The organism is Solwaraspora sp. WMMD937 (genome assembly GCF_029581175.1).
GTDB lineage: Bacteria > Actinomycetota > Actinomycetes > Mycobacteriales > Micromonosporaceae > Micromonospora_E.
On sequence record NZ_CP120738.1, the window covers coordinates 4,382,309 to 4,400,734 of the forward strand.

An 18,426-nucleotide genomic window follows, 5' to 3' on the forward strand; every position below is an offset into this window, starting at 1 on the left:
GCGCGGCCCCTGCGCGGGCCACGCCCGTCGGTAGGGTGTCGCGGGCGGTCACGACCGGCCACTGCGCGCCGGATCGGCGGCCCCCAGCACCAGAACGCTGCCCGCGCCGGCCGCCCCACCGACAAGCTCATCGTGCACCGGCAGCCCGCAGCTACGGGCTCGGGACAGCAGTTCGCGGCCGGCGTCGGTGGTCCCGTCGTACACCCAGACCAGCACCCGCCCGCCCGGTCGCAGCAGGTCGGCCGCGCGGTGCAGCAGACCGACCGCGTCGTCGACGCTGAAGTAGTAGAGCACCTCGCGGAACAGGACCACGTCGTAGCGCTCGTCCGTGCGGTACGTCAACAGGTCTGCGGCTTCGAACGACGTGTCCGGCCGGCGCAGCGCGCGGGCCCGGCGGATCGCCGCCCGGCTGATGTCGACACCGTGGTAGTGCCGGTACCCGCCGGGCGGCAGCGCCAGATTGACGGTCGTACCGCAGCCCAGGTCCAGGATGCGTGGCCGCGGGGTGACCCGTTGGGCGAGTTCCAGCGGGGCGCGGTCACGTCCCTGGTCGAGATACCGCCACAACCCCAGCGCGTACTGCAGGTCCCACATCACGGCGTTCACCCGGGGGTACGGGCGGACCAGGACGGTCAGCGGCCAGTTGAGCGCCTGGGCGGCAAGCCGGAACAACGGGTGAGCCATCACGCCTCCTCGGCGGCGGTAGGGCGGTCGGGGACCGGAACGAACCGCAGCCCGCGGTCCAGCAGCCGGGGGATCACGGTGCCCAGCGCGGTGACCGTCTGCGAGCGGTCACCACCGCCGTCGTGGCAGAGCAGCACATGACCGGAGCCGGCGCGCGACAGGGTACGGGTGATGTGGCCGACGCCGGGTTCCTTCCAGTCGCTGGAGTTGACCGTCCAGTCGACCGGGGTCAGCCCGGCGTCGACGGTGGCCGCCAGCACCCGCGCCGACCAGCCGCCGCTCGGTGCCCTGAACAGCCGGGCGGCGACCCCGGTGGCGTCGTGGATCCGCCGCTGGGCATGGTGGATCTCGCGGTGCAACCGGTCGGCGTCGAGCGCAGCGAACGGCATCGGGTGGCGCAGCGAGTGGTTGCCGATCCGGTGGCCGGCGGCCACGATCCGGCGGGCCAGCTCCGGATGCTCGGCGACCCGGTCGCCGATCAGGAAGAACGTCGCCGGCACCCGGTGCCGGGCGAGGAGATCCAGCAGCGCTGGAGTCCATCGGGGGTCCGGACCGTCGTCGACGGTGAGTGCGACCGTACCGGGCCCGACCCGGAACACCGGCCAGCTGCGCCGCGCCGACGGGGACACCGGCCGGAGCCGGTGGAAGGTCCGTACGCCGAGGAAGCCGGCCTCCAGCGCTTTCGCCCGCAGCATCGGCAGCTGGTTCACCGGCTCGTCCCCGGGGCCAGTCGATGGGTCGGTCCGAAGTCCGAGTCCAGCAGGAAGCGCACCCCGCCGACTGCACCGCCGCAGACGATGGCCAGGTGAACCAGGAAGTGCAGGCCGAGGAACAGGGCGAGGAATGCGGTGCCCCGTTCCCGGCGGACGAAGCCGGCAAGCCCGGGGTCGGCGACGACGAACCAGGTCAGGGCGAGCCCTGGCAGGACCAGCAGCACCGGAGTCAGCACGGCCAACGGTAGGGTGCCGAGCACCGCGGCGGCGGACAGTACCCCGCCCGGCCGGTTGGCCCGCAGCCCGGCCGGGCCCCGTTCCCGTACCGCCACCGGCACCAGCATCTGCGAGCGGCCGAACTGCTTGCGCAGCATCGGCCAGAGCCGGCTGTCGTCGTCGTGCCGGCAGGTCACGTCGGCGGACAACCAGATGCCGTGCCGGTCGGCCATCCGATCGCTCAACTCGACGTCCTCGGAGGCGCGGAGCCGTTCGTCGAAGAACCCGACGTCGTCGAAGACCGAGCGACGGACCGCGCACAGCGCGAAGATCGCGGTGCGTACCCGGCCGGTGTTGCGCACCCGCCAGTAGTGGGCGTGCAGCAACCGGTACGCCTCGACCGGGCCGTCGTCGTACAACGGCTCGGTGAGGTACACGCCGTGGACGCAGTCGATGTCCGGCTCGTCAGCCATGATCCGCAGCGCGGTGGCGACCGCGGCCGGCGTCGGCGCGCAGTCGGCGTCGACGAAGAAGACCACGTCACCGGTGCTCGCCTTGATCCCGCGGTTGCGGGCGGCGGCCGGGCCGCTGTTGACCGGAGTCTGCAGCAGCCGTACCGGGAACCGCCGGGCGATCTCCCGGGTCCGGTCGGTGCTCGCGTCGTCGATCACGATCACCTCCACCGGCGGGTGGGTCTGTTCGTACACCGCGCTCAGGCAGGCGTGCAGGGTCCGTTCGCTGTTGTAGGCGGGGATGACGACCGATACGTGTGGGGGCACGGACACCACCTTTGTCGAATGTCGGGACCGCCGGGAAGTGTGTCACCGTGACTGCCGAGACGATAGTCGTAGTCACGATGGTGGTCAATTGGCTGTAGCTCGCCGTCCAGTGCGGTTCCAGTCACTTTACAGTCGTCGTTCAGTGCCGGCCGGCACAATTGCAAGGGCTCCCGGCGGTGCTCCGTGTCCGATGCGGTGTCACCCGCGAGTTCTGGAGAAAGGGTCGATAGGTGTCTGATCTGTTCACCGTCGATGATTGTGACGAGCTCTCCGTCAAGCAGGTGCACGATCTGTACCGGCGGTACGTCAACCGGAGCCAGGTCGGGCTGATGACGTCCTTCGGGTTCGGTCGGGAGTTGGTCGACCGGGCCGAAGGCGCCTACCTGTACCTGCGGGACGGCCGTCGCATCCTCGACTTCACCGGCGGGGTCGGGGTTCTCAACCACGGACACAACCATCCCCGCATCCTGGCGGCGCGCCAGCGGTTCGCCGAGCGGCAGCGGATGGAGGTGCACAAAACGTACTTCTCGCCGTACGTCGCCGCGCTGGCCCACAATCTGGCCGAGGTGCTGCCCGGTGACCTGAACATGTCCTTCCTGCCGAACTCGGGCGCCGAGGCCGTCGAGGGCGCGGTCAAGCTGGCCTACAAGCACCACGGTGGGCGACGCAACACCATCCTGCGCGCGGACATCAGTTTCCACGGGAAGCTCCTCGGCTCCGGAAGTCTGACCGGCGGAGCGCAGAACCATTTCAAGTTTCCCGGCATTTCCGGTGTCGTGACCTTCGGCTACGATGATCTCGAATCGGTACGCGCTGCGGTCGCCGCGCATCCCGATGACGTATACGCCATCCTGATCGAGCCGTTCAGTGCCTCCACCATGCGCTGGTGCTCGGAGGAGTTTCTACGCGGTCTGCGTGACCTGTGCACCGAACACAAGATCGTGCTCATCTTCGACGAGATCTACACCGGCTGGGGAAAGACCGGCAGCCTGTTCTATTTCATGCGCTACCCCGGACTCCTGCCGGACGTACTGACCACCTCGAAGTCGTTCGGTGGCGGCAAGTCGTCCATCTCGGCGTACGTCGCCCGGGAAGGAACTTTCCGCAAGGCGTACGACAACCCGATGGACGCGCTGATGCATTCCACCTCGACCACCTACTACGGGTTCGGCGAGGAATGTGTCACCGCGATCGAAGCGGTCAACATCGCCGTCGAGGACGACTACCCGGGCCAGGCCCGCCGGATCGAGCAACTGCTGGCACCCGGCCTGCGGCGGATCGCCAAACAGCACCCCGACGCGGTCGCCGACGTCGCCGGATCGGGCGCGCTCTGGGGAGTGTTCATCGACGGCGGCCCCAAGGTGCTGGACCTGGCCGCGAAGCTGGCACCCGCCGGCCTGGCCCGGGATCCGCAGCTGCGGACCAAGGTGGTCACCTGCGCGGTGATCAACGCGCTCTACCGCGACCATGACATCTACTCCTACTACACCCTCAACGGCGCCAGCCCGCTCGTGGTCGGCCCGCCGCTGGTCGCCTCCGACGACGACGTCGACTACTTCCTGGACAGTCTGGACAAGGTCCTCGACCAGGGCCTCAACCGGCTGCTGACCCGGTTCGTGGCGCAGAAGGTCGGCTCGCTGTGGTGATCGCCGTGACCGGGGCCGCCGGCATGCTCGGCTCGTCGGTGGTGGCAAGGCTGGTCGCTGACGGGGTCGACGTGGTCGGACTCGACCTGCGGGAACCCGCACCGGGCACCGCCCCGCCCGGCTACCGGCACCTGACCGGCGACGTGCGGGACTCGGCCGCGCTGCGGCAGGCGCTGACCGGAGCCGACGCGGTCGTGCACTGCGCCGCCGCGCTGCCCAGCTACCCGGCGGCACAGATTCGCTCCATCGTGGTCGACGGCAGCCGGGCGGTGCTCGACGCGGTGCGTGCCGCACGGGTGCCCCGGCTGGTCTACATCTCCTCCACCGCGGTCTACGGGCTGCCCCGGCAGGTGCCGACACCGGAGGAGCACCCGTACGCGCCGGTCGACCCCTACAGCACCGCCAAGGCGGACGCCGAACGGCTGGCGGTCGGCTACCGTGACGCCGACCTGGTGCTGCCGGTGCTGCGGCCGAAGACGTTCCTCGGCCCCGGCCGGATGGGGCTGTTCTCGATGCTGTTCCAGTGGGCCCAGGAGGGACGTAACTTCCCGGTGCTCGGCGACGGCCAGGTCCGGATCCAGATGCTGCACGTCGCCGACCTGGTCGAAGCGGTGGTCACCGTGCTGCAGGCACCGGCCGAGGTCGCCAACGACACGTACAACATCGGCGCCGCCGAGTTCGGCACGCTGCGGGAGGACTTTCAGGCGGTGCTGGACGCCGCCGGGCACGGCAAGCGGGTGGTCGCACTGCCGGCCCGGCCCGCCCTCGCCGCCCTCGGCCTGCTGGAACGCACCAAGTTGTCCCCCGTGTACGGCCGGCTGCTGCACAAGTTGATGGACGACTCCTACGTCGATATCGGTCGGGCCCGGCGACGACTCGGGTTCAGCCCTCGATACAGCAACCGGGACGCGGTGCTGGAGACGTTCCGGTGGTGGCAGGGGCAGCAGGCGAGTGGTCCGCCGGCCGGTGCCAGCGGCCGTACCAGCCGAGACCCGTGGCGGCAGGGTGTGCTCGCCGCCGCCAAGGTCTTCTTCTAGCCAGGAGGTGCCGATGCCCGCTGTCGAGGTCGCGGCCGAGCCGACATCGGTGTCCCCGACACCGGTGGCGCCGCCTGGCGCCCACCCGACCCGGACCGGACGGTCCGGGTGGACGGCGCGCGGCGCGGCCGCCCGAATGGTGCGGACCACCGCCGACCTTGCCGCGCTGACCCGGCCGCAGCAGTGGCCGAAGAACCTGCTCGCCGTTCCGATCGCGCTGCTGGACGCCCCGGTGTGGACCGCCGCCGCGCTGGGCCGGGTCGGTTGGGCGGTGCTGCTGTTCACCCTGGCGTCGTCGCTGGTGTACGTGGTCAACGACGTCGCCGACCGGCGGTTGGACGCCGGCCACCCGTCGAAGCGGTCCCGACCGGTGGCCAGTGGCCGGGTCTCTGCGGCCACCGCCTGGGTGTTCGCCGCCACGCTCACCACCGCACTGGCGGCCGGCGTCGTCGCCGGACCTGCCCTGGCCTGGTGGCCGGTCGCCGGCTACCTCGTGCTCAACCTGGCGTACAGCCGGTGGCTCAAGCACGTCCCGTTGGTCGACATCTGCGTGGTCGCCGCCGGCTTCGTGCTACGGGTGCTGCTCGGCTACGCGGCGACCGCCGGCCCGGTCTCGGCCTGGTTGCTGACCACCGTCTTCGCCACCTGTCTGCTGCTGATTCTCGGCAAACGCCGGCAGGAGCTCGCCGTCGACGGTGCCGCGCACCGCCCGGCGCTGCGCGGCTACAACCTCAACCTCGCCGACCAACTGCTCACCGTGAACGCCACCGTCGCGGTCATCGGCTTCCTGCTCTACCTGCACTCGGACGCGCCGGTCGGTGTGTACCGCAACGCCCTGTTGCTGAGCGCCGTACCGCTCGTGCTGTTCGGAATCTCCCGCTACCTGCAGGCGGTGCTGGTCCGTCGGGGCGGCGGCGACCCGGTCCGGACCGTACTGCGGGACCGCCTGATCGTCGTCGCCGCCGCGCTGCTCGCCGTCAGCGTCGGTATCGCCCTGCTCGCCGCCCAGTACCCGTCGTCCTAGCGAATCCTTCCCGAAAGTGGTCTCTTCCTATGCCTGACCCGCTCGTGTCGGTCATCGTGCCGAACTACAACTACGCCCGGGCGCTGGGGCTGTGTCTGTCCGCGCTGCGCGCCCAGACGTACCCCCGCCTGGAGATCATCGTCGTCGACGACCGCAGCACCGACGACTCGGTGGCGGTGGCCGAGTCGTACGGCGTGCGGGTCGTGCAGACCCCGGTCAACGGCGGTCCCTCGGTGGCCCGCAACCTCGGCGCTGCCAACGCCAACGGGGAGATCCTGTTCTTCGTCGACTCGGACGTGGCCGCCAAACCCGACGCGGTGGCCAACGCGGTGGCGCTGCTCACCGAACGGCCGGAGATCGGTGCGGTGTGCGGCAACTACGACCCGGTGCCGCTGATCCGCGACAGTCTGGTCGAGGAGTACCGCTGCATGCAGCAGTCCTACTGGCTGATCGCCGACGAGGGGCGGATCTACACCATGTACACCGCGCTGCTGGCGATGCGGGCCGAGGTGTTCGCCGAGATCGGGCCGTTCAACCCGCGGCTGCGCGAGACCGAGAACGCCGACTACGGGTTCCGGCTGGCCAGCCGGTACGAGATCTGGTTGACTCCGGCGGTGCGCGGCGTGCACGACCACGACCACGAACTGCGGGTGATGATCCGCAAGGTCTTCACCCGCACCATGTTGCACATCCCGATGTACGCCCAGAACCCCACCTTCCCTGGCGGGCTGCGTAGCGGCCCTCGGGCGTGGAGCAGCGTCGCCGCGCTGCTCACCGTGCTGACCGCCGTACTGCCGCTGCTGCTCGGTCCCTGGTGGAGCGTTCTGCCGGTGGCCGCGTTGGCCGGCTTCGTCGCCTGCGACTGGCCGATGTACCGGTTCGTCGCGGCCCGCCGCAACCCGCTGTTCGTCGGCTACTTCGTCGCCATGCACTTCCTGCTGAACGTGGTGATGGGCGTCGCCGCGGCCGTCGGCTTCGCCAGCTACCTCACGTCGCGGGCGTTCCGGCGGCTCTACGACAAGCCGGCCGAGGCGGTGTGACATGTCGACTCCACTGGTCTCGGTGATCGTGCCGAGTTACAACTACGCCGACTCGCTGGCGGTGTGCCTGCAGGCGATCGCCGACCAGAGCTACCCGGCGATCGAGGTGCTGGTTGTCGACGACCGCAGCACCGACGACTCGGTGGCGGTCGCCGAGGCGCAGGGCGTACGGGTGATCGCGCTGGCCGACAACGGCGGCTGCGGCCGGGCCCGCAACATCGGCGTCGCCAGCACCAGCGGCGAGATCCTGTTCTTCGTCGACGCCGACGTGGCGATGGCCCCCGACGCGGTCGCCGAGGCGGTGGCCATTCTGCAGGATGAGCCGGAGGTCGGCGCGGTCTGCGGCATCGAGGACCCGGAGCCGCTGCTGCACGACACCGCCGTCGCCCGCTACCGAGGGCTGCAGTACCACCACTGGTCGGCCAGCGGTGAAGGCAACGTCACCTTCCTGTTCCCGGCGATGTGCGCCATCCGGCGCCGCGTCTACCAGGAGGTGGGGCCGTTCAACCCGGCGCTGAAGCAGACCGAGGAGGTCGACTACGGTTACCGGCTGTCCCGCCGTCACCAGCTCCGACTGACCTCCCGGGTCCGCGGCCGGCACGATCACGACCACCAGCTGGTGCCGTTGCTGCGCAAGCTCTTTCACCGGGCCCGGCTGCGAATCCCGCTGTACGCCCGGGCCCGCCGGTTCGCCACCGGATTCGAGACGGCGTCGCGAGCCTGGGGCAGCCTGGCGGCGGCCGCCGCAGTGCCGGCGGTGGCGCTGCCGGCGCTGCTCGGTCCGCTGTGGTCGGTGGTGCCCCTCGGGTTGTTCGTCGCTTCGGTCGCCGCCGACCGGCCGATGTACGCTCTGGCGCACCGGCTGCGCGGAGTCCGGTTCCTGGCCTTCTTCGTCGCGGTGCACTTCCTGGTCAATGTGACCATCACGGCGGGAGTCGCGGTCGGTACGCTGCAGTGGCTGGTGTCCCGGCCGTTCCGGCAGCTCTACGACAGCACCTTCCCCGCGGAGGCCACCGTATGACCGCTCAGGCCGCTGCCGCCGGTGACGTCGCACCGGCCGGGGCCGGCCCGGTCGACATGACGCCGGGCACCGGCGGCGGTCCGGCCGAGGCGACGCCCACCGGCGGCGGCTCAGCAGGGCCGGGACCGTGGGGACGGTGGTGGCGCCGCTGGCTCGGCCGGGTGTTCCTGACCGGCTCGGCGGCCTGGCTGGCGTACGTGCTGGCCCACCGGCTGCTCAGCGGGCGCGTCTGGTGGTGGGTGCTCGCCGAGCTGATGCCGCCGGTGATGTTCGTCGCCGTACCGCTGCTGTTCGCCACGGCGGCGGCCGGCTGTCGGCGGACCCGGCGCCCGGCGGCGCTGATGTGCGCCGTGTCGCTGCTGGCCGGCGCCGGACTGGCCGGAATCAACCTGCCCGGACCGCTGCGGTCGGCGCCGCAGGTGCCGCCGGACGCGTTACGGGTGGTCTCCTGGAACACCGGGTACTGGCACACCACCGACCGGGCCGACGATTTCTACCAGCTGCTGCGGGACCAGCGGGCCGACGTATACCTGCTGCAGGAGTACATCGCCGAGGTCGACGGCGTGATCGTGCCGATCGACGACCTCGACCGGCTGCGCCGGGAGATGCCGGGTTTTCAGGTGGCGGTCATCGGCGAGCTCGTCACCCTGTCCCGGTACCCGATCGTCGACCAGACGCCGCTGGAGGCCGACGGACTTCCCCCGGCCCCGGACGCTTTCACCGACTTCTGGCGCTACCAGGTGCTCCGCACCGACGTGCGGGTCGGTGACCGGGTGCTGTCCACCTACAACGCGCACCTGCCGGTGCCGTTGTGGGCCGGCGGCCCCAGCCTGTTCAGCGAGGAGTTCCACCGGACGGTCCGGGAACAGCACCAGCGTCGGATACCGCAGTTCCGGGCGCTGGCCGCGGACGTGGCGGGCAACGACAACCCGGTGGTGCTGGCCGGGGACCTGAACACCAGCCCCGCGATGGGTGACCTGCGCCGCCTGCCGACCGGCTTGCGCGACGCCGGGTCGGTCAGCCGGTCCGTCTACCTCGCGTCGTGGCCCACCGAACAGGTGTCGTCCTGGCGACTGGACTGGGCGCTGGTCTCCGCCGGAGTCACCGTGCACCGGTACGAGTTCGGCGACGCCCGGGGCATGTCCGACCACCGGCCGCAGACGCTGTGGGTGTCATGGTGACCGGGTACCCGACAGTGTCGGTGGTGATTCCGACATACAACAAGGCAAAGACCCTGGCCGACTGTGTCCGCGCCGTGTACCGCCAGACCTGCCAGCCGGTCGAGGTGATCGTGGTCGACGACGCCAGCACCGACGGATCCCGGGAGATCGCCGCCGGGCTGCCCTGCCGGTTGATCTGCCTGCCCACCAACCAGGGGGTGTCCGCCGCACGCAACGCCGGTGCGGCGGCTGCCGTCGGTGAAGTGCTGTTCTTCGTCGACTCCGACATCGCGCTGGCGCCGGACGCGATCGGCAACGCGTTGCGGGTCCTTCGGGAGCATCCCGGGTGCGCGGTCGTGCAGGGCATCTACGACGCGGAGCCGTTGGCCGCCGACGGCCCGGTGGAGGTCTACAAGACCCTGTTCGAGCACTACTGGCGGCGCCAGCGTGACGGTGTCGCGGACGCGACCTTGTTCGCGTTGACCGCGATCCGGCGGCAGGCGTTCGACGACGTGGGCGGCTTCGACGAGCGGCTGCGGGACGCGGAGGACATCGAGTTCGGCACCCGACTGCCCGCCCGGTACGAGATCCGGATGAGCGCCGACGTGGTGGGCCGGCACGACGACGTCGACCGGCTGCGGCCGTTCCTGGCCGAACACGTCCGCCGTGCGGTCAGCTACGGGGCGTTGCTGGTCGGCGTGCTCGTCGCTGACGACCGGCGTCGGGTGCACCGCGCCGATGGGCAGCGGCCCGAGACCGCGCGCCCCGCTTCGGGCGTCGACGTCGGTGCGGTGGCCGCGATGCTGTGCTGCGCGGCGACGGCCCTGACCCTGCCACTGGCCGCCGTCGCCGGCTGGCTGTTGGCGGTGCCGGCAGCCACCTTCACCGCCTTCACCCTGGTGGACGGGGCCCTGTTCCGCTTCGTCCGGCGGCGGAAGGGAAACCGGTTTCTGGTGTACTTCGTCGCGATGCACTTCCTGATGCACACCACCCAACTCGCGGGGATGACGGTCGGATTCGCCGCCGGCCTGGTGCGCTCGACCCGCCGCCGACCGGCCCGGTCGACGACGGCACCGGAGACGGGCCGATGACCGGCCGTACCGACGAGGCCGGTGCAACGGTGCCGGGCCGTCCACAGAGCGCCGTGCCGTCATCCGGCCGGTGGGGTCGTTGGTTGCGGGTGGCGAACCGGGTGTTCGTCGTCGGGTTCATCGCCCTGCTGGTGGTCGGACTGATCGCCGTGCTGCGGACCCAGGACTGGGCACCGGTTCGCGAGCTGGCCGGGTCTCTCGACCCGGTCGCCGTCTACCTCACCGTCGGCGGTGCCTTCGCGGTCAACTGCGTCGGACTGGTCCTCGGGGTGCTGTCCTGGCGGGCGCTCTTCGTCGACCTTGGCGCCCGGGTCGACACCTGGACGGCGGCTCGGATCTTCTTCGTCGGCTTCCTCGTCAAGTTCGTGCCCGGGCGTTTCGTCGCGTTGCCGGTGCTGGTACGGATGGGCAAGGCTGTCGACGTTGGTCCGGTCCGGCTCGCCTCGGTGTTCCTGCTCAGCTGGAGCATCGTCGCGCTCACCGGGCTTACCGTGGGGATCGCCGCCGGGCCCTCGGTCGCCGGCGGCGGGATGTGGTGGATGGCCGCCGCCGCGCTGCCGGTTGCCGTCCTGCTGATCCGGCCCGACCTGCTCGATCGGGGTATCCGGCTGGCCGCCCGGGTGCTGCGCCGGCCAGCGCCGCAGGTCCGAGCCTCGGCCGGTGGGGTGCGTCGGTCCATCCTGGCGCAGGCGCTGTCGTGGATCATCTCCGGTCATCACCTGTGGCTGCTGGCGGTCGTCGCCGGGGCACCGGCCGGCCGGTCGTACCTGATCTGCGTCGCCGGGTTCGCACTGGCCACCGTCACCGGGTTGCTGGTTATGGTCGCGCCGGACGGTATCGGGGTGCGCGAAGCGGTGCTCGCGTTGGCTCTCGCGTCGGTGATGCCGTTGCCGCTGGCCGGCACCGTGGTGCTGGCCAGCCGGTTGGTCTGCGTGTGCAGCGACATCGCGGTCGGAGCCGGCGGGCTGCTCCTCGCCCAGTACCTGCACCGGCGGCGAAAGGCGACCGGCGCCGTGCTCACCGACCCGGTACCGGTGCGCTGACCGTGACCGGGGTGTCCGGACCACTGACCGTGACCGGGGCGGTGCCGGGCCCGGTGTCGGTCCGCTCGCGGTCCGCCGCATCCAGCCGGGCCCGGATCTGTTCGGCCTCGGGAGCGCCGATCGCGCTGAAGTGGGCCAGTGCGTGGCACCAGTGGTCCCATACGTCGTCGGGGGTGTTGCCCGGGCCGGTGACCGATCGTCTGCGGTCGGTGTCGGCCAACCGCTGCCCGGCACGGGCCAGCCCGGCGTGCGCCCGGGCCTGCTGCGTCCGGTCGCCGATCTGCGCGGATATCGACAGCGCCTGCCGGTAGTGGTCCCGGGCCGCGGTGGCGTGACCGACCTCCATCAGCGCGTCCGCAAGTCCGACCAGCGCGGACGCCGCACCCATCGGCTGACTGGTGTCCCGGTAGATCTCCAGGGCCTGCCCGTGATGGTCGGCGGCGGCCCGGAAGCTGCCCAGCCGGGCATGCAACTGGCCCAGCGAGTCCAGCGCGAACGCCAACCCCACCCGGTGCCCGATCCGCTGGCACAGGGCGATCGCGTCGGACAGGTGCTCGGCCGCCTCGGAGTAACGGCCCCGTAGTACGGCGATCCAGCCGAGGTTGCCCAGCGCCATCGCCTCGCCGTGCGCCTCACCAGCGTCCCGCAGCAGACCGAGCGCCTCCCGCAGATGGGCGGTGGCCTCGTCGTACTGGCCTTGCTGGCCGTGGAAGACGCCGAGGTTGCCCAGTGCGCGGGCCTTCCCGGCACGATCGCCGGTCTGCCGGTAGAGCACCAGCGCACGCTGGAGATGGTCGGCCACCAGCTGCCGGTGTCCCTGCATCCCGTACACCACGGCGATGTTCGTCATCATGTGCGCCTGCGAGTCCCGGTCACCGATGATCTCGGCCGCGAGCAGACCGTGGTGGTGCACGGTGACCGCGTCCGGATAGTGGCCGGCACCCTCCAGGTAGCGGAAGATGGTGAGCACCAGCCGCCGGGCATGTTCCGGCCAGCCGTTCCCGGCGGTGTGCACGACGGCGCCGACCAGGTTGGCCCGCTCCTGCTCCAGCCAGGTCCGGGCCGAGACGGCGTCGGGCAGCGGCCGCGCCGCGATGCTCGGGCCGGTCACCGCCGGCCGCCGGTGTCGCTCGGCGGGGAAGAGCAGATCCATGGCGGCTGCGGCGGTATGCAGGTAGTGGTCGAACAGGACGGTCATCGCCCGGTGCCGGTCGACCGGTGAATCCTGCTGGCCGGCGAGGTCCACGGCGTACGCCCGGAGCAGGTCGTGCATCCCGTAGCGGTGGCCGGGCCCACGTTCGATCAGGTGGGCGCGGGCGAGCAGCTCGAGTAACCGTCGGGCGTCGGGCACCGAGGTGGCGGTGATCGCGGCGGCGGCGTGCGGCTCCAGATCAGGCCCGGGATGCAGCCCCAGCAACCGGAACGCGCGGGCGGCGTCAGCCGGCAGATGCAGGTAGGACCAGGAGAACACCGCGCGTACGCCGGTGCGCCGGTCGCCACCGGCGTCGAGCAGATCGAGGCGCCGGTGCTGATCGGCGAGTTCGCGGACCAGCTCGACCAGTGGCGCGGTGGGTCGGGTGGCCGCCAGTTCCGCGGCTACCCGCAGGGCCAGCGGGAGACGGGCGCAGTGCGCGGCGAGGACCGCTGCGGCGGTGTGTTCGACGGTGGCCCGGGCGCCGATCAGCCGGTGGATGAGCGCCACCGCCTCGGCCAGCGGCAGCGGATCGAGGCCGACCCGGCGGGCGCCGTGCCGGGCGACCAGCCCGGCCAGCGAGTCCCGGCTGGTGACCAGGACGAGACAGGACGGCGAGCCGGGCAGCAGCGGCCGGACCTGCTCCGCCGACGCCGCGTTGTCGAGCAGGACCAGCAGCCGCCGTCCGTCGGCCAGGCTGCGGTAGCAGGCCGCCCGTTCGTCGAGGTCCAGCGGCAGGTCCGGACCGGCGACGCCGAGGGCCCGCAGGAAGCCGGCGAGCGCCTGGCCCGGGGAGACGGGCTGCTCGGCGTCGTAGCCCTGCAGATCGACGTAGAGCTGGCCGTCGGGGAACCGGTGCCGGACCCGGTGCGCCCAGCGGACGGCGAGCGCGGTCTTGCCGACGCCGGCGGTGCCGGACACCGCGGCGACGGTCACCACCGGCGACCGGTCCACGTCGTCGTCGGTCCACCCCCGGGCGTCGTCAAGCAGTTGGTCGAGCTCGGCCAGCTCGGTGACCCGCCCGGTGAAGTCGGGGATGTCGGCCGGCAGCTGGGCCGGTGCCGGTTCGGGCCTTGCCCGGCCGGTTTCGCCGCCCGGGGGTCGGGAATCTGGGGCGGCGGTCAGCTCCTCGTCGTGCAGCAGCGCGGTGTGTGCGGCGGTCAGCTCCGGCCCGGGATCGACGCCGAGCTCGTCGGTCAGGTGCCGGCGCACCCGGTGGTACGCGTGGAACGCACGGGCACGGTGTCCTGCGGCGTGGTACGCCCGGATCAGTCGGGCCTGTGCCGCCTCGTCCAGCGGCTGTGCGGCGGCGGCCTCCTCCAGAGCGGTCACCGCCTCGGCGGCCCGCCCGGCGGCGATCATGATGTCGCCGTACCGTGCCAGGGCGGTGTGCCGCTCCTCGAGCAACGCGACGACCCGGGGATGCTCGGCCAACGTCGGTATGTCGGCCATCGGCGGGCCGAGCCACAGCCGGAGGGCCTGTTCGAGTTCGTCAGCCGCACGACTCAGTTCGCCGTTGCGCTGCAGACCGGCCGCTGCGGCCAGCCGGTGGCGGAAGACCTCCGCGTCGATCTCCGAAGCGGGTAGCCGCAGCGCGTAGCCGTCCCCGACCTGGGGGAGCACCGTACTCGGAGCGCGGGGCGGCCGGTCGGGTTCGAGCCGTCGCCGCAGGTGTTTGATGTGGGTCTGGATCACGTTCCGGGCGGTCGGTGGCGGCTGCCGGTCGGCCCAGACCGCAGCCGAGATCTCTGCCACCCGCACCGGTTGTCCGGCCGCGATCGCGAGCAGTCCCAGGATGGCCCGTTGAGCCGTTGGTCCGAGATCCAGTTGTTCACCGTCGCGCCAGGCGCAGACCTGACCGAGGACCCGGATACGCAAAGTCGTCACCCTCGCCGGTCGTACCGAATGCCGCCGCTCGGAACGGGTTGGCCGTGTACGTCGGTCGGCTGACCTCAACCTACGTCTATGTCGCTCAGCATTGCAACGTCAGCTGTCGAATGAACCAGCTGAATTGTCGAACCATCGGTGATGGGTGTCCGCAGTGGATAACTTGGGCGTGGGTCGGATGTTTCTCGATTGTGTGCCGGGTACCGAGGTGACCTGGTGGCGTCGCCGCGCCGCCGGGCGTTGGTGCCCCGAGCGGAGCACCAACGCCCGGCTGATGGTCACTCCTCCTCGAACTCTTCACCCGGGTCGTCGTCCCCGCCGAACGAGTCGAAGACCTCGCCGGCGATCATCCCGCCGGCGAAGCCGAGCGCGGCGCCACCGACCGCGCCGGCGACGGCACCACCCATTCCCGACCCGCCATGGTGCCCGCCGTAGTGCCCACCGGGCGCGCCGTACCCGCCGATCAGCGACTGGCGCTGGGAGAGTGCCTGGCGGACCCAGGTGTCGACCTGGGCGGTCCAGTCCACCTGGTCGGCGTCTGCGTGACTGACCCGGTAGCGGCCGTACGAGTCGTGCCCTGGCCGGAAAAGACCGCCGCGCTTGTCGAACTCCAGCACGACGTCGATGCCGTACTCGCTGGCCACGAAGGTCAGCTCGACCTCGTTGATGCCGCCGGCGTACTGGGGGGCGGCGTAGTACTCGATCTCCTGGTAGAACGGCAGGGTCTGGGGCACGCCGTGCAGTCGCCCGTACTCCAGGTCGGCGCCCTTGAAGGCGAAGCCGAGCCGGGCGAACGCCTCCAGGATGCGCTCCTGCAACGGCAGCGGGTAGATGTGCACCGCATCGAGGTCGCCTCGGTCGATCGCCCCCGGAATGGCGACCTCGGTCCGCAGACCCATGGTCATGCCGTGCAGGCGCTGCCCGTAGAGGTCGGTCACCGGGGTCTCCCACGGCACCGGGACCTGGAAGGGCAACGACAACTGCTGGCCTTCGCGCAGGTGGATGCCGCCGGACACGGGGAACCGGTGGAACTCGGCCAGGGCGTTGTGGTCCTCGCCGCCGGCCTCCACCTCAACCCGGGTGACCAAGCTGACCGTGATCTGGTCCAGCTGCACGTCGTGACTGCCGCCAGTGATGTTCACCTGCCCGGTGAGGGCAAGGCCCGGCCGGGCGTTGGGGTTCTGTAGCACCGTGTCGACGCTGGGAGCGCCGATTCCCAGAGCGCCCAGCATCTTCTTGAATACCACGTACATTCCTCTCGGTTCTCGGTTGACGGACCGTGCCCTCGGCATTTAGGGCATCCAGTGTGGATATGATGGCAGGTGTTCAGTTTATCCTGATCGATCATGACGGGTTGTCGTGGGCGGTTGTCGGCGTGGTCCGGTGATATCGCATGTGCCTGCCGGACATGTGAAAAAATGCGCCTATGCCGGATTTTCTGGTGACGGCGGGCTGGCCTGTCTCCTGGTCGATAGCCGCGTTCGCGATCGCCGGAGTGGTGACGGTGGCGGGTGGGATCCGGCTCGTCGCCGTGGGTGACGCGCTCGCCGACCGGACCGGCTGGGGAGAAGCGGTCTTCGGTGCGGTCTTCTTTGGTCTGGCGACGTCGCTGTCCGGGATCGTGATGACTGCGGTGACTGCTGTGAGTAATGCTCCGCAACTGGCCTACAGCAACGCCGTCGGCGGCATCGCTGCGCAGACCACCGCGATCGCGGTGGCCGACCTGTTCTACCGGCGGGTCAACCTCGAACACGCCGCCGCTTCGCTGTCCAACCTGCTCTTCGGATGCCTGCTGCTGGCGCTGCTGGCCCTGGCGCTGCTGGCCACCTACACCCCGGACGGCGCGGTGGCGGGTGTCCACCCGGTCTCGATGATCATGGTCGGCTGCTACCTCGGCGGCGTCATGATCGTCCACTCCACCGACGTTACGCCCTACTGGCAAGCCGTCGACACGAACGAGACCCGCCGGGATCTGCCGCAGAGCCACGGTGTCCTCGATGACCGTCCACTGCGTCGGCTGTGGGTGCGGTTCGCCCTCGTCGGGCTGGCCGTCGCCGCCAGCGGCTGGCTGACCGCACTCGCCGCCGAGAGTCTGGTGCAGGCGACCGGGCTACGGGCCGGATTCGTCGGCGGGGTGCTCATGGGCCTGGTCAACGCGTTGCCGGAGACGATCACCGCGATCGCGGCGGTACGGCGCGGGGCGGTGACCCTCGCGGTCGCCGCCGTCCTCGGTGGCAACTGCCTCGACGCGCTCAACCTGGTGGTCGCTGACGTCTTCTACCGCCCCGGGTCGATCTACCACGCGGCCGGTTCGGACGAACTGTTCCTCACCTCTGCCGCGCTACTGATGACCACGGTGCTGCTCGGTGGGCTGCTGGCCCGGCAGGTCCGCGGCTGGGGCCGGTTGGGCTTCGAAGGCACCCTGTTGTTCGGCGGCTACCTCGCCGTGGTCGCGGTCCTGGCCCTCTGACACCAGCATCAGCGCCCCCGGACCGTTGGTCACCGGCTGGCCGGCCCGGCCAGGCTGATAGCCGCGGTGACCACCGCCCCCGGCCCCGGTTCGGCACGATCGATGATCAACTCGCTGCAGAGTTGCCGGCAGATCCAGATCCCCCGACCACCGGCCCGCGCCTGATCCGGCGCAACGGTTCCCACCTGCGGGTCACGCACCCCCGGCCCGTCGTCGCTGACCTGGCAGTACAGGATGTCGTCGCGGCGCCACAACCGGAGCCGGCCACTGCCGCCGCCGTGGCGTATCGCGTTGGTGGCGAGCTCCCCGGCGACGATGAGCAGATGCTCGGTCTGCTCGGCCGAGATGTCCAGCCCGGGAGCGTGTGCGCTGAGCGTAGCCCGCAGGCCGTACAGACCGTCCCGGTCGAACGGCTGGTCGACGGCACCGGCCGGGGACGGAGTGTCCGTCGGCCGTCCCCCGATGCCGAGCGAGGTGGGATCAGGGCTGCTCATGGCGTCTCTGTACCCGCAGTTGAGCCACGTCATCCGCGCCGACCAGGGACAGCACGGTACCGACCAGCCGTCGGCAGGACACGGTCATCCGGCGCGATCTCGGCAACGCCCGTGCGGCAGCCAGGATGATCCCGGCGCAGGCGCCGTCGATGTAGTCCAGCCCAGTCAGGTTGATGTGCAGGTGGCGGTCGATCCGTACCGACTCGGCCAGCGCCAACTCGAGCACATCCTTGTGCCGGTAGTCCAGCTCACCGGCGATGCGCAGGCCGGCCGGGCTGTACTGCCGGCAGACCCGCAGCAGCGGATGCTCCAGGTAGACCTGAGCGGCGACGGTCCGGGGATGGGCCCGGGCGGCGAACGCCAGCGTGACGGCGTCAAACCGTTCCCGGTCGTACTGGCAGATCAGACAGAGCCGGCCGTGCGCGAACAGGTCGGCGACCAGCGTCTCGAACTCGACCAGTTGATCGGCCGCGGCGGCCGGGCGGGTCGCCCAGCACATGTCGGCGGTCACCCGCAGGCCGACGTACCCCTCGTCGCTGGCCTGGCGAGCCTCCCGCGTAAGCGTCCGCACCATCGCCCCGGCGTCGGCCGGTGCCCCGCCGAGTAGCGACTCGGTGGCCGAGGCGATGCGCAGCTGGCCCCGGCGCAGGGCCGATCCAGGCCGTACCGCGCGGTCGTGCAACTCACCGGCGAGCCCGTCCGGGCTCACCGAGTCGGTCCAGCAGATTACCTTCTGCCCGGCTCGCAGCCCGCCACGCACGAAGGCCGCCACCAGGTCCAGTCGCTCCTCCTGGTCGGAGAAGGTGAGACAGGCATGGTCGCCAGCGCCGAGCGTGCCAACCGCAGCCGTGTCCGCCATCGTCGATCCGCCTTGTCGGTCATCGGGAGGATGCCCGCCACCCTATGCGTTGCACCCGGTCGCACCCGGA

General features: G+C 71.0%; 16 protein-coding genes and 1 pseudogene. 9 read left to right on the forward strand and 8 right to left on the reverse strand.

All coding sequences use genetic code 11. The annotated features are described in order from the left end of the window. Positions 1–48: 48 nt before the first annotated feature. The 3 genes from O7621_RS19450 to O7621_RS19460 are packed head-to-tail and all read right to left on the reverse strand — an operon-like array spanning position 49 to position 2,401. Entirely contained in the window at positions 49–684 is a 636-nt protein-coding gene (locus O7621_RS19450) for a class I SAM-dependent methyltransferase (protein ID WP_282230569.1), read from the reverse strand. Continuing rightward, a complete protein-coding gene (locus tag O7621_RS19455; protein ID WP_282230570.1) occupies positions 684–1,394 on the reverse strand; it encodes a polysaccharide deacetylase family protein in 711 nt (236 codons plus the stop codon). Before O7621_RS19455 ends, O7621_RS19450 begins: the two co-directional genes overlap by 1 nt. Next, positions 1,391–2,401, reverse strand: coding sequence for a glycosyltransferase (locus O7621_RS19460; RefSeq protein ID WP_348775248.1), 1,011 nt, complete (start codon positions 2,399–2,401; stop codon positions 1,391–1,393). Before O7621_RS19460 ends, O7621_RS19455 begins: the two co-directional genes overlap by 4 nt. Before the next feature lie 320 nt (positions 2,402–2,721). On the opposite strand from O7621_RS19460, the gene O7621_RS19465 reads away from it, so the two are divergent. The 8 genes from O7621_RS19465 to O7621_RS19500 are packed head-to-tail and all read left to right on the forward strand — an operon-like array spanning position 2,722 to position 11,454. After that, positions 2,722–4,038 (forward strand): aspartate aminotransferase family protein, encoded by a 1,317-nt coding sequence (locus tag O7621_RS19465; protein WP_282234658.1) that lies wholly within the window; start codon positions 2,722–2,724, stop codon positions 4,036–4,038. Further along, positions 4,032–5,075, forward strand: coding sequence for an NAD-dependent epimerase/dehydratase family protein (locus O7621_RS19470; protein ID WP_282230572.1), 1,044 nt, complete (start codon positions 4,032–4,034; stop codon positions 5,073–5,075). Before O7621_RS19465 ends, O7621_RS19470 begins: the two co-directional genes overlap by 7 nt. Positions 5,076–5,088: 13 nt before the next feature. Next, positions 5,089–6,099 carry a UbiA prenyltransferase family protein gene (locus tag O7621_RS19475; RefSeq protein ID WP_282230573.1) on the forward strand — a complete coding sequence of 337 codons (1,011 nt, stop codon included), beginning with the start codon at positions 5,089–5,091 and terminating at the stop codon, positions 6,097–6,099. 29 nt (positions 6,100–6,128) lie between these two features. Beyond that, entirely contained in the window at positions 6,129–7,139 is a 1,011-nt protein-coding gene (locus O7621_RS19480; protein WP_282230574.1) for a glycosyltransferase family A protein, read from the forward strand. Between the two features lies 1 nt (position 7,140). Then, positions 7,141–8,160 carry a glycosyltransferase family 2 protein gene (locus tag O7621_RS19485; RefSeq protein WP_282230575.1) on the forward strand — a complete coding sequence of 340 codons (1,020 nt, stop codon included), beginning with the start codon at positions 7,141–7,143 and terminating at the stop codon, positions 8,158–8,160. Beyond that, positions 8,157–9,341 (forward strand): endonuclease/exonuclease/phosphatase family protein, encoded by a 1,185-nt coding sequence (locus O7621_RS19490; RefSeq protein ID WP_282230576.1) that lies wholly within the window; start codon positions 8,157–8,159, stop codon positions 9,339–9,341. Before O7621_RS19485 ends, O7621_RS19490 begins: the two co-directional genes overlap by 4 nt. A gap of 23 nt (positions 9,342–9,364) precedes the next feature. After that, entirely contained in the window at positions 9,365–10,411 is a 1,047-nt protein-coding gene (locus O7621_RS19495) for a glycosyltransferase family 2 protein (RefSeq protein WP_282230577.1), read from the forward strand. Continuing rightward, the gene (locus O7621_RS19500; protein ID WP_282230578.1) at positions 10,408–11,454 is read left to right on the forward strand and encodes a lysylphosphatidylglycerol synthase domain-containing protein; all 1,047 of its coding nucleotides are present in this window, start codon (positions 10,408–10,410) and stop codon (positions 11,452–11,454) included. The genes O7621_RS19495 and O7621_RS19500 overlap by 4 nt, the downstream gene beginning before the upstream one ends. Here O7621_RS19500 and O7621_RS29225 read toward each other — a convergent pair. From O7621_RS29225 to O7621_RS19510, 3 genes and pseudogenes are all read right to left on the reverse strand, one after another. Then, entirely contained in the window at positions 11,429–12,727 is a 1,299-nt protein-coding gene (locus O7621_RS29225; protein ID WP_348775322.1) for a tetratricopeptide repeat protein, read from the reverse strand. The genes O7621_RS19500 and O7621_RS29225 overlap by 26 nt on opposite strands. Then, positions 12,701–14,524, reverse strand: a pseudogene (locus O7621_RS29230) (BTAD domain-containing putative transcriptional regulator); the annotation flags it as partial. The pseudogene O7621_RS29230 and the gene O7621_RS29225, both read right to left, overlap by 27 nt. A 287-nt stretch (positions 14,525–14,811) precedes the next feature. After that, positions 14,812–15,780: a sporulation protein gene (locus O7621_RS19510; protein WP_282230580.1), complete on the reverse strand. Its 969-nt coding sequence runs from the start codon at positions 15,778–15,780 to the stop codon at positions 14,812–14,814. 179 nt (positions 15,781–15,959) lie between these two features. On the opposite strand from O7621_RS19510, the gene O7621_RS19515 reads away from it, so the two are divergent. Then, positions 15,960–17,003 carry a cation transporter gene (locus tag O7621_RS19515; RefSeq protein ID WP_282230581.1) on the forward strand — a complete coding sequence of 348 codons (1,044 nt, stop codon included), beginning with the start codon at positions 15,960–15,962 and terminating at the stop codon, positions 17,001–17,003. Positions 17,004–17,032: 29 nt separating this feature from the next. On the opposite strand, the gene O7621_RS19520 is transcribed toward O7621_RS19515, so the two are convergent. Next, complete coding sequence (locus tag O7621_RS19520; protein WP_282230582.1) at positions 17,033–17,497, reverse strand: ATP-binding protein; 465 nt, start codon at positions 17,495–17,497, stop codon at positions 17,033–17,035. Beyond that, on the reverse strand, positions 17,484–18,356 hold the full coding sequence (locus O7621_RS19525) for an MEDS domain-containing protein (RefSeq protein ID WP_282230583.1): 873 nt from the start codon (positions 18,354–18,356) through the stop codon (positions 17,484–17,486). Before O7621_RS19525 ends, O7621_RS19520 begins: the two co-directional genes overlap by 14 nt. Positions 18,357–18,426 lie beyond the last annotated feature (70 nt).

Bases quoted from the DNA above. Each gene is read 5' to 3' on its own strand.
- O7621_RS19450 (WP_282230569.1), bottom strand. From the start codon at position 684: ATGGCTCACCCGTTGTTCCGGCTTGCCGCCCAGGCGCTCAACTGGCCG.
- O7621_RS19465 (WP_282234658.1), top strand. From the start codon at position 2,722: ATGACGTCCTTCGGGTTCGGTCGGGAGTTGGTCGACCGGGCCGAAGGC.
- O7621_RS19475 (WP_282230573.1), top strand. From the start codon at position 5,089: ATGCCCGCTGTCGAGGTCGCGGCCGAGCCGACATCGGTGTCCCCGACA.
- O7621_RS19480 (WP_282230574.1), top strand. From the start codon at position 6,129: ATGCCTGACCCGCTCGTGTCGGTCATCGTGCCGAACTACAACTACGCC.
- O7621_RS19485 (WP_282230575.1), top strand. From the start codon at position 7,141: ATGTCGACTCCACTGGTCTCGGTGATCGTGCCGAGTTACAACTACGCC.
- O7621_RS19490 (WP_282230576.1), top strand. From the start codon at position 8,157: ATGACCGCTCAGGCCGCTGCCGCCGGTGACGTCGCACCGGCCGGGGCC.
- O7621_RS19500 (WP_282230578.1), top strand. From the start codon at position 10,408: ATGACCGGCCGTACCGACGAGGCCGGTGCAACGGTGCCGGGCCGTCCA.
- O7621_RS29225 (WP_348775322.1), bottom strand. From the start codon at position 12,727: ATGCACGACCTGCTCCGGGCGTACGCCGTGGACCTCGCCGGCCAGCAG.
- O7621_RS19515 (WP_282230581.1), top strand. From the start codon at position 15,960: ATGCCGGATTTTCTGGTGACGGCGGGCTGGCCTGTCTCCTGGTCGATA.
- O7621_RS19520 (WP_282230582.1), bottom strand. From the start codon at position 17,497: ATGAGCAGCCCTGATCCCACCTCGCTCGGCATCGGGGGACGGCCGACG.
- O7621_RS19525 (WP_282230583.1), bottom strand. From the start codon at position 18,356: ATGGCGGACACGGCTGCGGTTGGCACGCTCGGCGCTGGCGACCATGCC.